General features: G+C 38.3%; 16 protein-coding genes. 8 read left to right on the top strand and 8 right to left on the bottom strand.

From position 1 onward, the window contains the following. The first annotated feature begins 168 nt into the window (after nt 1-168). Complete coding sequence (gene dnaX / locus DS737_RS09050) at nt 169-2,172, top strand: DNA polymerase III subunit gamma/tau (protein WP_113997358.1); 2,004 nt, start codon at nt 169-171, stop codon at nt 2,170-2,172. A 42-nt stretch (nt 2,173-2,214) separates the two neighbouring features. On the opposite strand, the gene DS737_RS09045 is transcribed toward dnaX, so the two are convergent. From DS737_RS09045 to DS737_RS09035, 3 genes are all read right to left on the bottom strand, one after another. Further along, a complete protein-coding gene (locus DS737_RS09045) occupies nt 2,215-2,658 on the bottom strand; it encodes an acyl-CoA thioesterase (RefSeq protein WP_100833703.1) in 444 nt (147 codons plus the stop codon). Then, nucleotides 2,655-3,815, bottom strand: coding sequence for an iron-containing alcohol dehydrogenase (locus DS737_RS09040; protein WP_113997357.1), 1,161 nt, complete (start codon nt 3,813-3,815; stop codon nt 2,655-2,657). Before DS737_RS09040 ends, DS737_RS09045 begins: the two co-directional genes overlap by 4 nt. Nucleotides 3,816-4,374: 559 nt before the next feature. Next, nucleotides 4,375-4,962: a cytochrome b gene (locus DS737_RS09035; RefSeq protein WP_004638885.1), complete on the bottom strand. Its 588-nt coding sequence runs from the start codon at nt 4,960-4,962 to the stop codon at nt 4,375-4,377. Nucleotides 4,963-5,790: 828 nt separating this feature from the next. On the opposite strand from DS737_RS09035, the gene DS737_RS09030 reads away from it, so the two are divergent. Genes DS737_RS09030 through DS737_RS09015 form a run of 4 tightly spaced genes read left to right on the top strand, consistent with a single transcriptional unit; the run spans nt 5,791 to nt 9,507 of the window. Further along, the gene (locus tag DS737_RS09030) at nt 5,791-6,297 is read left to right on the top strand and encodes a low molecular weight protein-tyrosine-phosphatase (protein ID WP_113997356.1); all 507 of its coding nucleotides are present in this window, start codon (nt 5,791-5,793) and stop codon (nt 6,295-6,297) included. A gap of 17 nt (nt 6,298-6,314) precedes the next feature. Beyond that, a complete protein-coding gene (murB, locus tag DS737_RS09025) occupies nt 6,315-7,343 on the top strand; it encodes a UDP-N-acetylmuramate dehydrogenase (RefSeq protein ID WP_100833701.1) in 1,029 nt (342 codons plus the stop codon). 14 nt (nt 7,344-7,357) lie between these two features. Continuing rightward, nucleotides 7,358-8,479 carry a YdcF family protein gene (locus DS737_RS09020; protein WP_005080952.1) on the top strand — a complete coding sequence of 374 codons (1,122 nt, stop codon included), beginning with the start codon at nt 7,358-7,360 and terminating at the stop codon, nt 8,477-8,479. Then, on the top strand, nt 8,479-9,507 hold the full coding sequence (locus DS737_RS09015; protein ID WP_113997355.1) for an alpha/beta hydrolase: 1,029 nt from the start codon (nt 8,479-8,481) through the stop codon (nt 9,505-9,507). Before DS737_RS09020 ends, DS737_RS09015 begins: the two co-directional genes overlap by 1 nt. 28 nt (nt 9,508-9,535) lie before the next feature. Here DS737_RS09015 and DS737_RS09010 read toward each other — a convergent pair whose 3' ends face one another. After that, nucleotides 9,536-11,206: an FMN-binding glutamate synthase family protein gene (locus DS737_RS09010; RefSeq protein ID WP_004638894.1), complete on the bottom strand. Its 1,671-nt coding sequence runs from the start codon at nt 11,204-11,206 to the stop codon at nt 9,536-9,538. 341 nt (nt 11,207-11,547) lie between these two features. Between DS737_RS09010 and DS737_RS09005 the strand changes: the two genes are divergently transcribed. Then, nucleotides 11,548-12,027, top strand: coding sequence for a nuclear transport factor 2 family protein (locus tag DS737_RS09005; protein ID WP_113997354.1), 480 nt, complete (start codon nt 11,548-11,550; stop codon nt 12,025-12,027). A gap of 323 nt (nt 12,028-12,350) precedes the next feature. Next, nucleotides 12,351-13,523, top strand: a complete 1,173-nt coding sequence (locus DS737_RS09000; protein WP_213068173.1) for an MFS transporter — start codon at nt 12,351-12,353, stop codon at nt 13,521-13,523. A gap of 2 nt (nt 13,524-13,525) precedes the next feature. On the opposite strand, the gene DS737_RS08995 is transcribed toward DS737_RS09000, so the two are convergent. After that, nucleotides 13,526-15,016: an amidase gene (locus DS737_RS08995; protein WP_008941493.1), complete on the bottom strand. Its 1,491-nt coding sequence runs from the start codon at nt 15,014-15,016 to the stop codon at nt 13,526-13,528. Nucleotides 15,017-15,213: 197 nt separating this feature from the next. Here DS737_RS08995 and DS737_RS08990 point away from each other — a divergent pair, with 197 nt between their 5' ends. After that, entirely contained in the window at nt 15,214-15,690 is a 477-nt protein-coding gene (locus DS737_RS08990) for a hypothetical protein (protein ID WP_004638902.1), read from the top strand. Between the two features lie 46 nt (nt 15,691-15,736). Here DS737_RS08990 and accC read toward each other — a convergent pair whose 3' ends face one another. Genes accC through aroQ form a run of 3 tightly spaced genes read right to left on the bottom strand, consistent with a single transcriptional unit; the run spans nt 15,737 to nt 18,013 of the window. Continuing rightward, nucleotides 15,737-17,101, bottom strand: coding sequence for an acetyl-CoA carboxylase biotin carboxylase subunit (accC, locus tag DS737_RS08985; protein WP_004638905.1), 1,365 nt, complete (start codon nt 17,099-17,101; stop codon nt 15,737-15,739). Nucleotides 17,102-17,118: 17 nt separating this feature from the next. After that, nucleotides 17,119-17,538 carry an acetyl-CoA carboxylase biotin carboxyl carrier protein gene (gene accB, locus DS737_RS08980; protein ID WP_004638908.1) on the bottom strand — a complete coding sequence of 140 codons (420 nt, stop codon included), beginning with the start codon at nt 17,536-17,538 and terminating at the stop codon, nt 17,119-17,121. 25 nt (nt 17,539-17,563) lie between these two features. Then, entirely contained in the window at nt 17,564-18,013 is a 450-nt protein-coding gene (gene aroQ, locus DS737_RS08975) for a type II 3-dehydroquinate dehydratase (protein ID WP_004638910.1), read from the bottom strand. Nucleotides 18,014-18,572 lie beyond the last annotated feature (559 nt).

Here is an 18,572-nt window from a genome sequence, read left to right as displayed (position 1 = left end):
TTTGAAGTGTATTGTCTATGCAGTTGAGGATTGGTGCAAGCATTGTCGCGATGCAATCGTTGTGGAAATAAAAATGATGGAATGTATTTAATCTTGATCAATTAGCAGCGTATTCGTTCACAGTCTTTCAAAAAAACAGTATGCTTAGGATGCAAAAAGGGAGCATACATGTATCAAGTACTGGCAAGAAAATACCGTCCTCGTAATTTCAATGAGTTAGTGGGACAAAATCATGTTTCTCGTGCGTTAACCAGCGCTTTGGAGCGTGGACGTTTACACCATGCTTACTTATTTACAGGAACGCGTGGGGTTGGTAAAACCACGATTGCACGTATCTTAGCCAAGTGTTTGAATTGTGAAACTGGTGTAACTTCAACACCATGTGAAGTATGCGCTACTTGTAAAGCGGTGAATGAAGGTCGTTTTATTGATTTGATCGAAATTGATGCAGCATCACGGACTAAAGTCGAAGATACCCGTGAACTGCTTGATAATGTTCCGTATGCACCGACACAAGGTAGATTCAAAGTTTACTTGATCGATGAAGTGCATATGCTTTCTACGCATTCTTTTAATGCTTTACTTAAAACATTGGAAGAACCTCCTGAGCATGTAAAATTTCTATTTGCAACGACTGATCCGCAAAAGCTTCCAATTACTGTGGTTTCACGTTGTTTGCAATTTACGTTGCGCCCTCTGGCTGTAGATGAAATTACTGAACATTTAACAGCGATCTTGGCTAAAGAGCATATTGATGCGGATCAAGATGCGATTTGGCAAATTGCGGAGTCTGCACAAGGTTCTTTGCGTGATGCATTATCTTTAACTGACCAAGCAATTGCCTATGGCCAAGGTGCAGTGCATCATCAAGATGTCAAAGATATGTTGGGCTTGATTGATCGTACGATTATTTATGATTTGATTTTAGCTATTCATCAAAATCAGCAGGCACAAGTGAGTCAATTGCTGATGCAATTTAGACAACAAGCATTAGATGTTTCATTGGTTCTCGATCAGTTGGTTTCAACATTGCATGAATTGGCCATGTTGCAGTATTTGCCTGATCTTGCTCTAAAATATAGTGAAGAAATTAATCAGAAAATCTTACATCTTGCTCGTTTAGTTTCAGCACAAGATTTACAACTTTATTATCAAATCGCATGTAAAGGTCGTGCAGATTTGCAGCTGGCGGTCACACAAGAACAAGGTTTTGAAATGTGTGTTTTGCGGATGCTTGCATTTAGACCATTGAGCATAGGTGAAGTCACCGTCAGTGATCAGTCAACTGTAATCATTGAAACATCATCGCTGCAATTCACCCAAAGTTCAGGTGTTGAACAGCAGCTTGCAGTAGTAGATGCTAAAGTAGTTAATGTTGAACCTGAACCTGAACCTGAACCTGAACCTGAACCTGAACCTGAACCTGAACCGAAAAATTCTGATCTAATGGTGTTTGATGCTGAGGATGGTCAGCTTATCGGATTGGATACATCAGTTGATCAGCAACATTTTCAGTTAGATATTACTAAGTCAGAAGATGTTTTAGTTTTTTCAGTTGAGTCAAATACCCAAGTTCAGTTGAGCGAGCAAATCGTTGAGCGGGCACAGGATGATCATTTCGATTTAGTGGTGGATGATACTCAACCTGTCGATGTGGCTATTCCTGAGGCAGTTATAAAAGAGACTGGCGATGATAGCGAAAAGCCAGATGTATTTATGACGCAACAGGATGAGGTGACACCAACAGATTTGATGCCTCAAGACATTCTCAAACTGCCTATGCAGGTGTTAGAAGGAGAGTGGGATTTAGCAAAATGGGAATATTGGTTTAGAACCAGTCAATTGTCACCAGCAGTACAAGAGCTCGCACAGCATGGCGTGATGCATGGGCAAATTAATGGTGCTTCTATTTTCCATATTCCACAGCAATACGAGGGAATGTTGTCTCAATTGCAACATGGTTTAGAGGAAGCATTGAAAGCACAATGGCCGAAGACCCAGTTCAGTGTAGAGTATGGTGATGTGAGCTCCAATACACCTTTAATTCTGCAAAACTCACGTAAGGAAAAAGCATTTAATCGTGCAGTAGAGTTGTTGCATCAAGAGCCAACGATTAAAAGTTTAGTGGATACATTTGATGCTGAGTTGCAAAATATCCAATTGAAACCTTAGTCTACTTAACCAAGGCAAAGTTTTTTCACTTTGCCTTGGTTGTTATTTTTCTATCAGTAGATATTGATTAAGTACCTCACGCATATTTTGAGGAATTGCTGTACTTTTACGATTTTTTCGATCGACAAATACATGAACAAAATGCCCTTGAGCAGCAGCTTGTATTTGATGCTGTTTAAAAATTGCTAACTCATAACGTAAGGAAGAGTTACCAATTTTTCCAATGGCAACACCGACTTCAATGATTTCTGGAAAAGACAATTCTTGGAGGAAGCTGCATGCTGAGTCAACGACTAATCCAATAATTTCGCTGTTGTGAATGTCAAACCCTGTTTTCTGAATTAGGAGTGAGTTTGCGGCAGTATCAAAGTAACTATAATAGGTCACATTATTCACATGACCATAAATATCGTTATCGGCCCAACGTGTTTGAATGTTAAAAAAGAATTTAAATTGTTCACGTGTTCTTAAAGTTGGTTTACTCATGCATAAATCGCCTGATAAATTTGTAAAGCGTCTTGTTCTGTCATCTCTCTAGGATTATTTTGCAATAATCGAGTTTGTAACATCGCATCTTTTGCAAGTTGCGCTAATTGTGATTCTGCAATATTCAAATCTTTTAGTTTTAGCGTCAAACCACTGTGGTCTAAATGATTTTGCATATGATCAATGAACAAATCGCATAGGCCATCGATACAGCCTGTGCTTCGAGGATCTAATAGTTGCATTAATTCAGCATAATATTGTTTCGCTTTTGGCGCGTTGAATTTTAGAACTTCAACAAGAACCAGTGCATTAGTATGGCCGTGTGAAAGATGAAAATGTCCACCCAATGGATAGGCTAAGGCATGCACTGCACCTACGGGTGCATTAGCAAATGCTTGACCAGCCAGCATTGAACCTACCAGCATATTTTGACGTGCCTCTAGATCTGATCCATTCTTAAGTACTTTGGCTAAATTATTGTTGAGTAACAATAATGCATTTTTAGCTAACATATCTGCATAAAAGTTCTTTTTAAGCTGTGATGTGTAGGCTTCTATCGCATGTACCATTGCATCTATTCCTGTTGCGGCAGTGATATGTGCTGGTAACGCTTGGGTAAATGTTGCATCTAAAATTGCCACATCTGCATAAAGAATAGGAGAGACAACGCCCATTTTGGTCGTTGCTCCCGTAGTGACAATTGAAATAGGGGTAACTTCTGAGCCTGTGCCGGCTGTAGTTGGAGCAAGGATTAAAGCCAAACGAGGTGCTTTTGCCTGATTTACGCCATAAATCTCAGTGAGATGTTGCTGCTGCTGCGGGTGTGTAAGTAGTGCAATTAATTTAGCGACATCCATGGAGCTGCCACCTCCAAAACCGATCACAACATCAATCTGCTCCTGTTTGGCGAACTCAACTGCTTCTAATACAAGGTGTTCTGGAGGGTCGGCTTGTATATCTGAATAAATAATATAGTCCAAGCCAATTTGATCTAAAATTTTTAAGATGGGTAGGTGAAGCTGATGCTGAATCATTCCCTGATCAGTAACTAAGAGCGCTTTATGATAATTCTGTGATTGCAGAATACTGCCAAGTTCATTGATAGAGCCCAAGCCTGAAATAATGTTGGAAACGGTCTGAAATTGAAATGAGTTCATACTTGTGTCCTTTCTGCTTGGAAAATCTAATTGTTTTCATTCTGCCACGTGTATTTAGGAATGTCAGTATTTCTCTCTATGTATCCGACATAGTCTAAAAACATCGTTAAATTGTTAATAAAACTCTACAAATGCAAAATTTTAATATGAGATTGCTATAAGTTTCAGAACACAAATAAATTAACATTAGATGCTATTTTGAGTGTGTAACTCTGAAGAAATTATGCCATCTAAAACGCCCAATTAGGGGGTAGACGGTTAGATGTGTGTAAAGGATTTTGTTGCAGAAATATACCAGAGCTGAGCTCAAACCATACGTGAAAAATCCTTTGAGGATAATATATCGCCCGATAATTTAATATGATATAGCTTGGTTTGCCTTTGAGTGTACTCATTGTTGCGTTCTAGGGTCAAAAGGATATCTTTTATATTTATCAGTACCTTATCGTAATTAGACCAATTGGTATACGATTTATTGTAGACATTGGCTTATTCATATAAGAATTATATTCTTGAATAAGCCTTTAGAAATAGGTTTGTGTAACAAAGTCTTTGTAAACTATTTACTGCTTGTCATTTTAATCAATGTCCGGTCTTTTTTAACGTAATGATGGTATAAGGCGGCACCAGCATGACCTGCAATTAATATCCAAACTAGCCATTTACCCAAAATTTCCTTGTGAATAAAATCAATAGGTTTTTCAAATGCTTCAAAACTTATTCCTAGGCCATTATGTATCCAGTTTTGGAAGATATAGGTATCTTCAAATTTTGGAATATTAAAAAGGAAGAAGTACTCTGTATCTACGCCTGTACCTAGATATCCAGTTAGCGGTGTAATGATCATAATGGAATACAAGGCAAAGTGACCTGCGTGGGCCGCTAAATGGGATAGTTTACTTGCGGGCTCTAGTTTAGGTTGTTGATTTTTAAGACGCCATATAATCCTGAGTATGATGATCACACCAATACTGATGCCTACCGATAGATGTAACTGTAGTGCAGTAAAGTTTTCAGGTGTCCCTCTTTCTGTAAACCAATGTCTGTAATAAACAGAGCAATATGCTGCTAGAAATAACAGTGCTGTTCCCCAGTGAAACCATTTAGCAATGGTTCCATAGTCTGTGGATGTATTATGTAACGGCATGAGTGATTCTCCGAAGGTTAAATAACTTAAGCTGGCTGAAAAGGAATTATTTGTGTTTAGAGTTTTCACAAACTCCAAATCACAAAATAAATGACTGATATAATTTAATTTTTAGTGGTTGATTGGAGAGAGTGGGAATATATTCATAGCTCATTCGATATTTCGCATTCATAAATAAATCATCCTTCTGGTTCTGATAAGAATTAGGTCTAAGAACAAGACTGCTAATGAGATAGATAGGATAGATATATGAGCAACTATTTATATTATTCATATGCTTACATTGGATAATTTTGGTTCGTATGAAACTATACGAAATTAATTATTAAGATAGTATTAAAACATTTATTATTTTTATTATATATTTATCTAAAATTGGGTTAGTGGTTAGTGGTTAGTGGTTAGTGGTTAGTGGTTAGTGGTTGAAGTTCTAGCCTCTATATCTGTTTGGAACCAAACCCAAGCGAGTTCATCGGTACTCTACAAGCTGATTAGCTGCAATTAGAATTAGACTATCAAGACAGTTAAGATGTCAGCTTGATATTCAAAAGTTAGTCAAATAAATGTGATTGTCGAGCGCGGCTCCAAGCTATGCGCTCGTAGTTTGCACACTTCATTTATTTCCAAAAAGTAAACATCTAAGAAGAATAATCATTACTAATAAACATTATTTCCTTTCAAATCAATGCAAGTTTTGACAAAATACCTGATGTCAGAATGGTCAACTCATGCATAATGACATTTAATAGTTTTGCGTTTATTTTGCAGGAATTTTGCATGTCATATAACTATCTATTCAAAATACAAGTTGTTGGAGTGTTTTTTTAAATGAAAACGCCCTATAAGGTGTTGTGTGTCTGTTTAGGAAATATTTGCCGCTCACCAACAGCAGAAGTTGTTTTTAGACATCATTGTGATGCGCATGGCCTGAATGTAATCGTCGATTCGGCAGGTACCAGCAATTATCACCCGAATAAAGCTCCAGATCGCCGTAGTCAGCAACATGCAAGTCAACGAGGCTATGATCTTTCTGCATTGAGGGCGAGACAAATGATCTTGACAGATTTTATTGAGTTTGACTTGATTCTTGCCATGGATCATGAAAATTACCAAGATATTCAATCGCTCATGTCTGAAGCTATCACTGAGTTCGGTGCGCATAAAATTCGTGCCAAAATTGCTTTAATGAGTGAACATGATCCTCGATATTCCCAGCAGGCTGTTCCAGATCCCTACTATGGTGGAGCTGATGGTTTTGAGCGTGTACTTGATCAGTGTGAATCAAGCAGTCAAGCTTGGGTAAATATTCTAAAAGAACAAATGAGCGTTGCGTAATTAAGGTTAAATGTCATATGCAAGTAAAACAACAGGTTCAACTTCAACATTTAAATACCTTAAATCTTGATGTAGTCGCTTCTCATTATGTTCAGCTTAATCAATCCAGTGAAATCGTTGATGCTTTGGCATTTGCTAAACAAGAAAACTTGAATGTTCTCATTTTATCTGGTGGTAGCAATTTGCTTTTGCCACAACATATTCATGCTTTGGTGATCCATCTCAATATTCAGGGTATCAACGTGCTGAGTGAAGATGATCAAACTATTGCGGTAAAAGTTGGCGCGGGTCAGGTTTGGCATGATTTCGTATTATATTGCACCAAGCAAAACTGGTTTGGTCTACAAAACCTTGCGTTAATTCCAGGTTTGGTAGGTGCTTCACCAGTGCAAAATATAGGTGCTTATGGTGTGGAGGTGGGTGAGTTTATCGAATCCGTGCAAGTCTATGATCGCCAACTGAAGCAATTTGACACCATTGCTGCTCGTGACTGCCATTTTTCTTATCGCCACAGTATTTTTAAAGATCATCCGCAGCGTTATATCATTGTGAGTGTTACCTTTAGATTGTTAAAGCATGAAAATCTAAAGTTAAGTTATGGTGATCTAAAACAGGCAGTAGCTGATGACTTAACTGCTGAAAATTTGCAGAATCAAGTGATTCAGATACGCCAAAGTAAGTTACCAGATCCAAAAGAATATCCAAATGTTGGTAGTTTTTTTAAGAATCCTATCTTAACAGAAATTGAATTTGACAAAATTACTCAACAATTCCCAAACATTCCACATTATCCTCAAGGCAACGGCAGTGTTAAAGTTGCAGCAGGTTGGTTGATTGACCAAGCAGGCTGGAAAGGAAAACAGCTTGGTTCAGTGGGTATGTTCCATAAACAGGCGTTAGTCTTGGTGAATTACTCAAATGCCACCTTAGTTGATGTTCAGCGTACATACAAAGCGGTACAGCATGATGTAAAACTGAAATTTGGTATTCAGCTTGAACCTGAACCTGTGTTGTACAGTGATCAAGGTTTAATTCAATCACATTAGAGTTGAGGAGATATATGAAGAAAGTGCATTGGATGGTCAGTTTAGTGCGAATCATTACGATACTTTTCGTGCTATTGGGCTGCTTTGTGCTTTTTTTATATTCACCTTTTTATTCTCAAGTAATGGTCAAAGGTTTAAATCATTTTGTCTCGTTCAATGTAAATGAAGTCGCTGCTGAAAGCCAAAAATCGGCGGCTTTGAGTGAACATGAGAGCCTAGAACCTGGTTCAAATTTATGGATCGCGCGGCAAGCATATTTTAAGTTGTTGGATAATAAGGATAAACAACGAGATGCTGAGGATCTTAGAGTCCTTCAAGCACGTTATAAGGTGTTACAACAGCTGATTGTTGAAGAACAAGAGAAAGCACCAGAAGATCCAAACAAAAAAACAAGTTTGCCAGAACAAGCTTCCGAGCAAGAGCATATGCTTGCAGCAAGTAGCCCAGCTGATTTTTTGCAACATACGACTACCGAGAATCAGGCTTTGATGGATGCATATCTTAATTTTCTCGATACTTATCCTATACCATTACCTATAGATGAAGAATCCGAGTCATTACTGAGTAAGGATTTGCTTGAGTCTAAAAAAAATAAACAAGATGATCGTGGTGATTTAAAAGATACAAATCAACCTTATGCAATTGTTGTTCTGGGTGGGGGCTTAACACTTGGCGCAAATGGCAAAGATATTGTTGTGAATAATTATACAAGACTTCGTTTAGAACGTACGTTGGAAGTTGAAAAGCAATATAACTTGCCTATTGTTTTGAGTGGTGTGGAAGCACCTTATATGCAAGCTTGGTTAGAAGAACGTGGCATTAAAGCCAAACTATTAGAAAATAGAAGTATGAACACATGTGAAAACACACGTTTTAGTTCTTTACTGCTGCAAAAGAAAGGTGGTGCTCCTAAGGTTATTCTCATTACAGATGAGTATCATATGCCGCGAACTCGACGTTTATTTGCATTAAATGGAATCGAGACGGTTCCTGTTGTTGCGCCGATGCCAACTAAATTAACAAGTTGGCGTCCAAGTGAAAAGAATTATGACCATAGTCGTCGTGCAAATTATGAGTTACTTGCCACGATCCGCGATGTGTTGTTTGGTTCAAGTGATTGTCGGGAGATACCATAATGTCAAATATTCCTTTTCTAAATCCGACAATTTTAAAGCAACTGGATCTACCTGTACCTAATCGTGAGACAACACCTCAGCTACTTGAAGTATTGGATCTGAATAAAATGATTGAACCACCAAAGGCACTTTTGGCTTATCGTAAATTGTATGGATTGGACTCATTAGAATGTGAGCATTGGCAAGGCTATGTTGAAATGCCTTTGTTTCGCCTACATGTGCAAGTATTTCAGCCTTTAAGAGATCATGTGCAAGGTACAGTGTGTTTATTACATGGTTATTTAGAGCATAGCGGTATTTATCAACCTATTATCAAAGAGATTCTTGATCAAGGTTTTAGTGTGTTGACCTATGATTTGCCAGGACATGGTTTAAGTGATGGCTCTGCTGCCAGCATCCAGAACTTTGATCATTACCAACAAGTACTTCATGCAGTTTATGATGCGGTACGTGATGCAAAACAATTACCTAGACCTTGGTTAGGCATTGGACAAAGTACGGGTGGTGCGATCTGGATGCATCATTTATTGGAATTTGCTGAACGTCGAGAAGATCCAATCGTAGATCGGGTATTGTTATTGTCACCTTTGATCCGACCTGCAAAAACGGCATGGTGGCACAATTCAGTTGGATTAGGCATCATTCGTCGTATTAAAAGTCAAGTACCACGACATTTCCGCCGTAATAATCATAATCCCGAGTTTTTGCGTTTTATTCGACTGAAAGATCCATTACAACCTCGTATGATGGGTATGGATTGGATTCTGGCGATGTCAAAGTGGATGCTAGAAATGGAGCAACGTCCGGCTTGTCGTATCCCAGTATGGTTAGCCCAAGGTGCACTTGATCAGACCGTGGATTGGCGATACAACATTGAATATATTCGCCGTAAATTTAGGTTACAGACATTATTAATGTTAGAGGAAGGCTCGCATCAATTAATTAATGAGCGTGCTGATATTCGTGCCGCATTAACAGGATTAATTCCAGCATTCCTACATGCAAAACCAAATCACCACTATTATTAGTGGTGATTTTTATCAAACAATTTAAGAATTAAAAGCTTTTGGCATCTGCCATTTTCCACATGCGATAATAAAAATTCTCATCATCATGTAGCTCATCTTGTAACAGTTCTTTCTCTTTGAGGAAGAAATGGATCTGTGCGTAGTTTTTGATTTCACGATCATTCATACGTTGAGCTAAATGATGTGCTTTGATGTCGGAAGGGTGTTGTAAGCCTGCTGCGGCAATCATTTCAGAAAGGGCGTGCAATGTATTTTTATGGAAACTAAATACGCGCTCTGCTTTGCTTGGTACATGAATTGCCTTTTGACGGTCAGGATCTTGTGTGGCGACTCCAACAGGACATTGGTTGGTGTGACAGCTTTGAGCTTGAATACATCCTACAGCAAACATAAAACCGCGTGCAGAATTCACCCAATCGGCCCCGAGTGCAAAAGTGCTGGCAATATCAAAAGCACTAATAATTTTTCCACTCGCGCCAATTTTGACTTGGCTACGCAGACCAGCCCCTACAAGTGTGTTATGTACGAAACGTAAGCCTTCTCGTAGAGGTGTACCTATATAATCACTAAATTCTATCGGGGCTGCACCAGTACCACCTTCGGAGCCATCCACTACTACAAAATCAGGAACAATCTTGGTTTCTAGCATTGCTTTTACGATACTCATGAATTGCCAAGGTTGGCCAATACATAATTTAAATCCAACTGGCTTTCCACCAGAAAGTTCTCGAAGTTGCTGAATAAAATGCATCATTTCAATGGGTGTATTAAAACTTGGATGCTTAGAGGGGGAAACACAATCATGTTCTCTCGAAATGCCACGAATGCGTGCAATTTCTTCGGTGATTTTATGTTTTGGCAGTATACCGCCGTGACCAGGTTTCGCGCCTTGAGAAAGTTTAACTTCGATCATTTTGATTTGTGGGTTTTTAGCCTGTTGAGCAAATTTTTCTGGATCAAATAAACCGTCAGGTGTGCGGCAGCCAAAATAGCCACTGGCGATTTGCCATACAATATCACCACCATTTTCTAGATGATAAGGACTCAAACTTCCTTCGCCTGTATCATGATAAAAATTGCCTAATCGAGCGCCTTGGTTTAACGCACGAATAGCATTTGCACTCAAGCTACCAAAACTCATTGCGGAGATATTCATGATAGAAGCACTATATGGCTGGCTACATTGTGCGTTTCCAATATGTACACGGAAAGTTTTGGGATCAGCAGGTGGACATGGTGTAATTGAATGAACGATAAAGCGATAGTTGGGTTCATACACATCAATGATGGAACCGAAAGGTTTATCTGCGTTTTCATTTTTAGCCCGTTGATAGACGAGGCTTCGTTGCATACGTGAAAATGGCAGCGCATCTTGATCGGCTTCAATAAAATATTGTCGGATTTCAGGGCGAACATCCTCAAATATAAAACGGAAATGTCCAAGGATTGGATAGTTTCTTAAAATGGCATGTTTCTTTTGTAATAAGTCGTGCAGACCAATTAAGCTGAGAATACCTGTTACTAACCATAAGCCGTTAAGTAGAGTATCCGATATAAAATAATAAATGGTATGCGGGGTGTGGGTAATCTTAAACCATGTAATCGTTAAAGCAGTAAAAATACATAAGAACCAAATCGAATGTCTTGAAAAAAAAGTATTAAGTAGTTTGTGTCGTATAGCTTGTGCTGGACTAGCCATGTGTTTCAATTTCCAGATATTTCACTAGTTGTAACCTTGCCAATACTGACAGAGAAGTACAAGTGAGGAATTGTTAGTAGAGATAATGATTCTAAATAACGATCTACTTCAATATACTATGTATATAATAATTAATATCTATAATTGAATTTTATATTATGTGGTCTTAATTTATTTAATTATAAATTAATATGATACAGATAAATAACAAAAAAGAGATTTAATGCCAATCCAGAATTTAAAACTAAACTTAAAATGTGGGGGATTTATTAAATGGTCTAAATATAAGTTACATTTTATGAATTGAATAAGATAATTATTTAACTATAAGGAGGTACAAATTGAAACTGGTTTATGTTTCTGTGTTATTTGGCGGTGTTTTATCAGGTTGTGTGAGTGTGAGTAAGTTTGAAGATCATTCTGCACACCAAATAAAAGCATGTAAAAGCACAAATGATCAAGAAATTAGCGCATTATTTGAAAAATGGAATCAAGATTTACAAAGTGGAAAACCTGAAAGCATTGTAAAGCTTTATGCCCAAGACTCGGTTTTACTTCCAACTTTATCTAATAAATTGAGATTTACCCCTACTGAAAAGGAAGATTATTTTAAGCATTTTATGGAAAATGCACCTTCGGGAAAGATTGAAACACGATTTATCGATATTGGCTGTAATACTGCATTGGATACAGGGGTTTATACGTTTTCTTTTGCAAAAACAGGGGAGTCTGTAAAAGCCTGTTATAGTTATACCTATCAATGGAATGGTAAACAGTGGTTAATTACGAGTCATCATTCTTCGTTAATGCCAGAGGCTTAATAAAATAATATTGTATTAAAAGGTGTTTATATAAATTAGAGATAGAACGATATTTATCTCTAATTTTAAATATTAATTTTATAGTGTGGAGATATAAGGAAGATGCTTGATGTTAAAATGCATCTCAAATTTTTAATACATATTCGCTACTTGATTCTATGTTTCTTGCTGCATGCTCATGATTTTCCTTAGATCCATTTGTTTTATTTGAAAATATTTTAGCTAAATTGATTTATTGATTGCTCGGTTAAGTTACAATTTATGACTCAGCTTAGCAAAATGATTTGATAAGTCAGTGTATTGAAAATGTGAAGGTCTATAACTTGTCCCAACTTCTTACAATCCAAACACGATTAGGTGGTTTTTACCTATTTTACTACGCGATCGTGGGGACATTTATGCCTTATTGGAACTTATATCTTCAAGATCAGGGCTTTGATTACCAAGAAATAGGGATTTTGTCTTCTATTGCGATTGTCACTCGTTTTTTTGCGCCATTGATTTGGGGGTGGATTGCGGATAAATCGGGTAGACGCATGCTTCTCGTTCGAATTGCAACGTGGATGGAGGCCTGTATTTGGTTTTTAATTTTTATTATTCCAAATAATTTTCAGTCTGTTGCGTTGTTGATGCTGATTTTTAGTTTTTTTCAGAATGCAATTTTAGCCCAATTTGAAGGTGTAACATTATTTTGGTTGGGAGAGAAGCGAGCAGAGCTTTATGGGCGAGTGAGAAAATGGGGTTCTGTAGGCTTTATTGTTGGTGTATTTGCCATCGGGGCATTACTTGAAGTTATTCCAATATCAATGTTGCCGATCTTACTTCTAGCAATTTCATTTCTTGCTTTCTTATGGTCATTTACGATCCAAGAGCCTGAACATGCACCGAGTTCACAGAAAAAATTAGAACCATTGTGGCCAGTATTAAAGCGGCCAATGATTGCAGCATTTTTTACCATTGAATTTATTTTGTTGTTTTCTCAGGCACCATTTTATAGCTTTTATAGTAATTATTTACATGAGGTCGGATATAGCACTACACAGATTGGAAGTCTGTGGGCGACAGGAGTTATCGCTGAAATCATCATGTTTGCTGTAGCCCATAAACTTTTCTTTCGTCGTTTTTCATGGCGAATATTGGTTGCTGTTTGTCTAATTATGACAAGTGTACGTTGGTTTTTGGTTGGAATCTTTGAAACGAACTATATGGGGCAATTATTGGCGCAATGTTTACATGCATTTAGCTTTGGTTTGTTTCATTTAATTGCGATGAAAGTAATTTTCCAAAATTTTTCAGCAGGCCAACAGGGGCGCGGGCAAGCTTTGTATAGCACGATGTGGGGTTTGGGAGTGGCATCTGGAAGTTTGTTGGCTGGACATTACTGGACGCTTTTATCGGGTGCAACCATTTTCTTGTGTGCAGGTATTATTGTGCTGTTCGGTTTGATCTTGATTTATTGGTTGCCGAATCAGCTTGAGACGGCAACCCCAAAATAATATTAAAGCGATATTTTCTTGTATTGAGGCATCCATGGTTGAGCTTGTTCTAATTGCGCTGCAAGTTGTAACAAGCGATCTTCCCGCCCAAACGGAGCGATAAACTGACTACCAAGTGGTAAACCATGCTTATTCCAATATAAGGGCACTGACATGGCAGGTAAACCTGTAACATTTGCCAGTTGTGTGAATGGCACCCAGCTTAAATTGTCTTGTACCATTTTTTCAACCAGTTTCCCTTGTGCAAGATAATGTGCTTTTCCGAGTTTTAGTAAACCTTTTAGAATGGGTTTCTGCCACGCAGGCGTAGCAATCTCACCATTTTTTGGTGCAACTGAAGCCGTAGTCGGAGTCAAATAAAGGTCATATTTTTCAAAGAAAATGTTCATTTGAGTGCTATAAAGTCCCCAGTTATTGAGGTTGTGAATATATTCAGTTGCTGTTGTTTTAGCACCAAATGCAGCCAAAGCAATGGAGTCAAGCTCAAAGTCCTGATCTGTAGAGCCGGTCATTTGTTTGATTTGTGCTTGCATATAGGAGAATTGGCTAAACCATGTCGTAATAAAGTCTTTTGCTAAAGCAAGTCCATCGATTTTGGGGCGATCTTCCACCACAATATGTCCAAGTGACTCTAAAAGTTTGGCGGTCTGTTGAATGGCTTGAATAGCATCTTTAGATACTTTAGTGCCAATAGGTGATTGGGTGTTAAATGCGATTTTAAGTTTTTTAGGGGATTGCTGGATGATATCCAGATATTTTTGATCGGGCGCCTGAATGGTAAAAAGTGAGCTTTGTTCAGGACCTTGCACTGCATCGAGCATAGCAGCACTGTCACGAACTGTTTTGCTTAAAACATGTTGCATCGCTGCACCATGCATGGCTTCACTATATTGTGGTCCCCATGGTGTACGACCTCGACTTGGTTTAAGCCCAAACAATCCACAATAAGATGCGGGAATGCGGATTGAGCCTCCACCATCTCCAGCACCTGCGATCGGTACAATACCACCTGCCACTGCTGAAGCAGATCCACCCGATGAACCACCACTATTATGTTTTAAATTCCATGGATTATGGCATGCCCCCCAAGCATCGGGTTCCGTAATTCCTTTGATTCCGAACTCTGGTGTATTGGTTCGACCAAAACTAATGATTCCTGCTTTTTCCCAACGGTTTACAATTTCTGCATTAAAATCCGGGGTGTAATTGATTCTTTTTAATGAATGGCTGCCATAAGAAGTGGGTACACCTTGATATTCTTGAAATAAATCTTTTACTAAAAAGGGAACGCCTGTAAATGGTCCCGATAGATTTTGTTTAGTGCGTTGCTTGGCTTGTTCATGCATCGGGATGATAATTGCATTGAGTTTGGGATTAACTTGAGCACTTCGTTCTAGGGCAAGTTCTAATAACTCTACTGCTTGAATTTCTTTATTTTTTACAAGCTGAGCTAAACCAAGACCATCATATTGGACGTATTCAGAAAATTTCATGGCTTTGATCCCTAAAGCTAAATTTTTACAGTAATATTTTGTTCAAATTGAACTTAGCATACCTTAAAAAAGTAAAATCAATAAATAGATTGCACCAGAAAAATATTGTGTTGATATGGTTATGAAGCAGTGTTTTTATTGAAAAATATGCTAAGTTAAAGCCAAGGAATGTTTAGATGATAACTTAAATTAAATCTATGAAAAATATTTATATTATTGGATTCTTGTGTGCTTGCTCAACATGGACATTAGCTGAAACGACAGCAAATACGAGTGTTGTGAACACCCCTCAAATGGCAACAGCGAATAGCATTCGTGTCACAAATCGTCCTGAAATTATGGGGCTTTGGGGAATGGAAATACCAAATAATAAAAAATGTGTTGAGTACTACAATTTTCGTGGTGCAAATGAAGTTGTAATTAGAAGTGGTAAAGAGTGGTCTTATGGAATGTATGACTATCAGCCTTCTGACAATCAATTAGAGCGTTTACCCGCACTTATTTTACAAATCAAATATGATAATAATGAAGTTGATTGTTCAGGCCAGCAAGTTGATCAAACAGGTGAGGTTTCTCAATATTTTGTCAAATGGGCTAATCCTCATACGATAGATTTTTGTGCCAATGAAAAAGGCGACAAGTGCTTTGCAACTTTACGCCGTGTTTTGCCATAAAATATTGATATAAAAAACCTCTTATTCGTAAATAAGAGGTTTTTTTTTAAGCAGTTTCAGCTTTTGGTTCAAGCTGTTTTAGCAAATGCTTTTCAAGGTAATGAATATCCATTGCTTGTTCGCAGAAGTTTTTGTCCTTCAAGATCAAATCTTTATGTAATGGGATATTGGTTTTAATACCTGTCAAAATCATTTCATCAAGTGCTTGGCGCATACGTGCAAGTGATGTTTCGCGATCTTTACCATGAGCAATTAATTTTGCAATCATTGAATCATAGTATGGGGGAATGCTGTAGCCTTGATAAATATGAGAATCTAAGCGAATACCTGCACCACCTGGTGCGTAGAAACTATTGATTTGACCTGGTGATGGTAGGAAGGTCGTTGGATCTTCGGCATTGATACGGCATTCGATCGCATGACCTTTCACTTCGATCTCATGTTGTTCAAGGTTTAGACCTAAACCACCAGCAATACGAAGTTGTTGTTCGATGATATCGACTCCAGTCACCATCTCGGTCACAGGATGTTCAACTTGAACACGTGTGTTCATCTCGATAAAGAAGAACTCACCATCTTCAAATAAGAACTCGAATGTACCTGCACCACGATATTGCATGAGCTTACATGCATTGACGCAAGCTTCGAGAATATCAGCACGTGCTTGTTCTGGAAGATTTGGCGCAGGTGCTTCTTCTAATACTTTTTGATGACGACGTTGGAGCGAACAATCACGATCATATAAATGAATTGCATGACCATTTCCATCACCAAGTACTTGAACTTCTACATGGCGAGGTTTTTGTAAAAAGCGTTCCATGTAAACGGTGTCATCACCGAACCACATTTCAGCATCACGTTGGGCAGCTTGAACAGACTCAAGTAATGTATCAACACGCTCAACGATACGCATACCACGACCACCACCACCAGCAGCAGCTTTAACAATCAGCGGGAAACCAATTTCTTTGGCTTCTGCAAGCGCATTGTGGATAGTTACTGCATGGTCACAGCCTGGAACAGTAGGTACGCCTGCCTTTTTCATCGCAATAATCGCCGATACCTTGTTGCCCATGAGGCGGATATGCTCAGGGCGAGGACCGATGAAAATAAAACCAGAATTTTCTACAATTTCAGCAAACTCAGCGTTTTCTGAGAGAAAGCCATAACCAGGATGAATTGCATCAGCACCTGTGATTTCTGCGGCAGTAATAATGGCAGGAATATTTAAATAGCTTTCACTTGTCGTGCCCGGTCCAATACAAACCGCTTCATCTACGAAGCGTAAGTGCATTAAATCTTTATCTGCATCGGAATATATACCAACAGTTTTAATGCCAAGCGTTTTGCAAGCCCGAGTAATTCGTAATGCGATTTCACCACGGTTTGCAATGAGTACTTTTTGCAACATAGAAATCCCCAGACTGATTAAGCGCGGTAGCGGAATAATGGCTGACCAAATTGGATTACATCACCATTTTTCACTAGGATCTCTTCGATAACGCCGCTTTGAGTTGCCTCGATTGGGTTCATGATTTTCATTGCTTCGATGATCCCAAGTGTTTCACCAGCAGAAACCGTCTGACCTACTTTTACAAAAGGTGCCTCACCAGGACTAGGCGCTGCATAGAACACACCTACCATTGGAGATGGTTCAACTGCACCACGCGGTGTTTTTGCAACTGGCGCAGCTGCTGCAGTAGCCGCAGGGGCAGCAACAGGCGCTGCTGCATAAACTGGTGTTGGGCGAGTCAATGAGATGGATTGATCACCTTCCTTAACTTCAATCGCTTGTAAGTCAGATTCAATCATCAAGTCGATGAGCTTCTTGATTTTACGGATATCCATGAGTGAGCATTCCTGAAGGTTTAAATTAATTAGAAGATTGAATTTTTTCGATAGCGTAGTTGAGTGCAAAGGAATAACCTTGTGCACCTAAGCCACAAATCACGCCGATGGCTTTGTCTGATAAATATGAGTGGTGACGAAATGATTCACGCGCATGAACATTTGACAGATGAACCTCAATAAATGGGATCGCAACACCGAGAAGGGCGTCACGTATAGCAACAGAAGTATGGGTGAGTGCAGCAGGGTTAATGATAATGAATTTAACGCCTTCATTTTGCGCCTGATGGATACGATCGACGATCGCACCTTCCCAGTTACTTTGAAATGTATCTAATATCAGTGATGCATGTTTAGCTTGAGCAGTGAGCTGTTGGTTAATATCATCGAGAGTGAGATAACCATAAACTTCTGGTTCGCGCTTTCCTAGTAAGTTTAAATTCGGTCCGTGAATTACCAAAATGGTTGAGCTCATTCAGCCTGCTCCAATTTTAAAACTGCAAATGTTTTTTGCAAGATGTCTGCAAAGTTTGCTTATTATGGCACAAAATTCTGCAATTTTTTATAATTTCATTTAATCGATGAAGAAATTTGCATACCAAGCATGCTGCATATAATGAAAACTTTGCAAGGAAATGGCAATGTTAAAATATGACAAATTTTTCGATATTTTTAAAGTTTCATTATTTTAAACTGAATCGGCTGAAATGGTTCATGGCATTTGTGTAACTCAGCAGTCATTACTGTAAAGTGTTGATTTCGATCATGGGTTTTTCATGATCTATAAATAGTGGATAAGTGTTATAAATATTCAGATTTATTTTTTTTGAAAGATACTAATCTATTGTTTTTATTTTGATTTCTATCTTTATATTTGTTTTTTAATTTCGTGTTGATGACATGAGGAAATGCATTGCAATAAAGTTTTGATTTCAAAGTTAGTTTGATTCTGGGCATATTTTTAATGTTATAAGAAATTGTTTATTCTCTAAGCGGTTTGAGAAAATATGGAATTGGCAAAAGTGATGTGTTTT

The organism is Acinetobacter haemolyticus, assembly GCF_003323815.1.
GTDB lineage: Bacteria > Pseudomonadota > Gammaproteobacteria > Pseudomonadales > Moraxellaceae > Acinetobacter > Acinetobacter haemolyticus.
Note: the sequence above shows the minus strand (reverse complement) of the source record. Positions and strands in the feature narration are given on the sequence as shown.

What these genes read in the sequence shown, in the direction of transcription:
- dnaX (WP_113997358.1), top strand. Translation starts at nt 169, where the DNA reads ATGTATCAAGTACTGGCAAGAAAATACCGTCCTCGTAATTTCAATGAG.
- DS737_RS09045 (WP_100833703.1), bottom strand. Translation starts at nt 2,658, where the DNA reads ATGAGTAAACCAACTTTAAGAACACGTGAACAATTTAAATTCTTTTTT.
- DS737_RS09040 (WP_113997357.1), bottom strand. Translation starts at nt 3,815, where the DNA reads ATGAACTCATTTCAATTTCAGACCGTTTCCAACATTATTTCAGGCTTG.
- DS737_RS09035 (WP_004638885.1), bottom strand. Translation starts at nt 4,962, where the DNA reads ATGCCGTTACATAATACATCCACAGACTATGGAACCATTGCTAAATGG.
- DS737_RS09030 (WP_113997356.1), top strand. Translation starts at nt 5,791, where the DNA reads ATGAAAACGCCCTATAAGGTGTTGTGTGTCTGTTTAGGAAATATTTGC.
- murB (WP_100833701.1), top strand. Translation starts at nt 6,315, where the DNA reads ATGCAAGTAAAACAACAGGTTCAACTTCAACATTTAAATACCTTAAAT.
- DS737_RS09020 (WP_005080952.1), top strand. Translation starts at nt 7,358, where the DNA reads ATGAAGAAAGTGCATTGGATGGTCAGTTTAGTGCGAATCATTACGATA.
- DS737_RS09015 (WP_113997355.1), top strand. Translation starts at nt 8,479, where the DNA reads ATGTCAAATATTCCTTTTCTAAATCCGACAATTTTAAAGCAACTGGAT.
- DS737_RS09010 (WP_004638894.1), bottom strand. Translation starts at nt 11,206, where the DNA reads ATGGCTAGTCCAGCACAAGCTATACGACACAAACTACTTAATACTTTT.
- DS737_RS08995 (WP_008941493.1), bottom strand. Translation starts at nt 15,016, where the DNA reads ATGAAATTTTCTGAATACGTCCAATATGATGGTCTTGGTTTAGCTCAG.
- DS737_RS08990 (WP_004638902.1), top strand. Translation starts at nt 15,214, where the DNA reads ATGAAAAATATTTATATTATTGGATTCTTGTGTGCTTGCTCAACATGG.
- accC (WP_004638905.1), bottom strand. Translation starts at nt 17,101, where the DNA reads ATGTTGCAAAAAGTACTCATTGCAAACCGTGGTGAAATCGCATTACGA.
- accB (WP_004638908.1), bottom strand. Translation starts at nt 17,538, where the DNA reads ATGGATATCCGTAAAATCAAGAAGCTCATCGACTTGATGATTGAATCT.
- aroQ (WP_004638910.1), bottom strand. Translation starts at nt 18,013, where the DNA reads ATGAGCTCAACCATTTTGGTAATTCACGGACCGAATTTAAACTTACTA.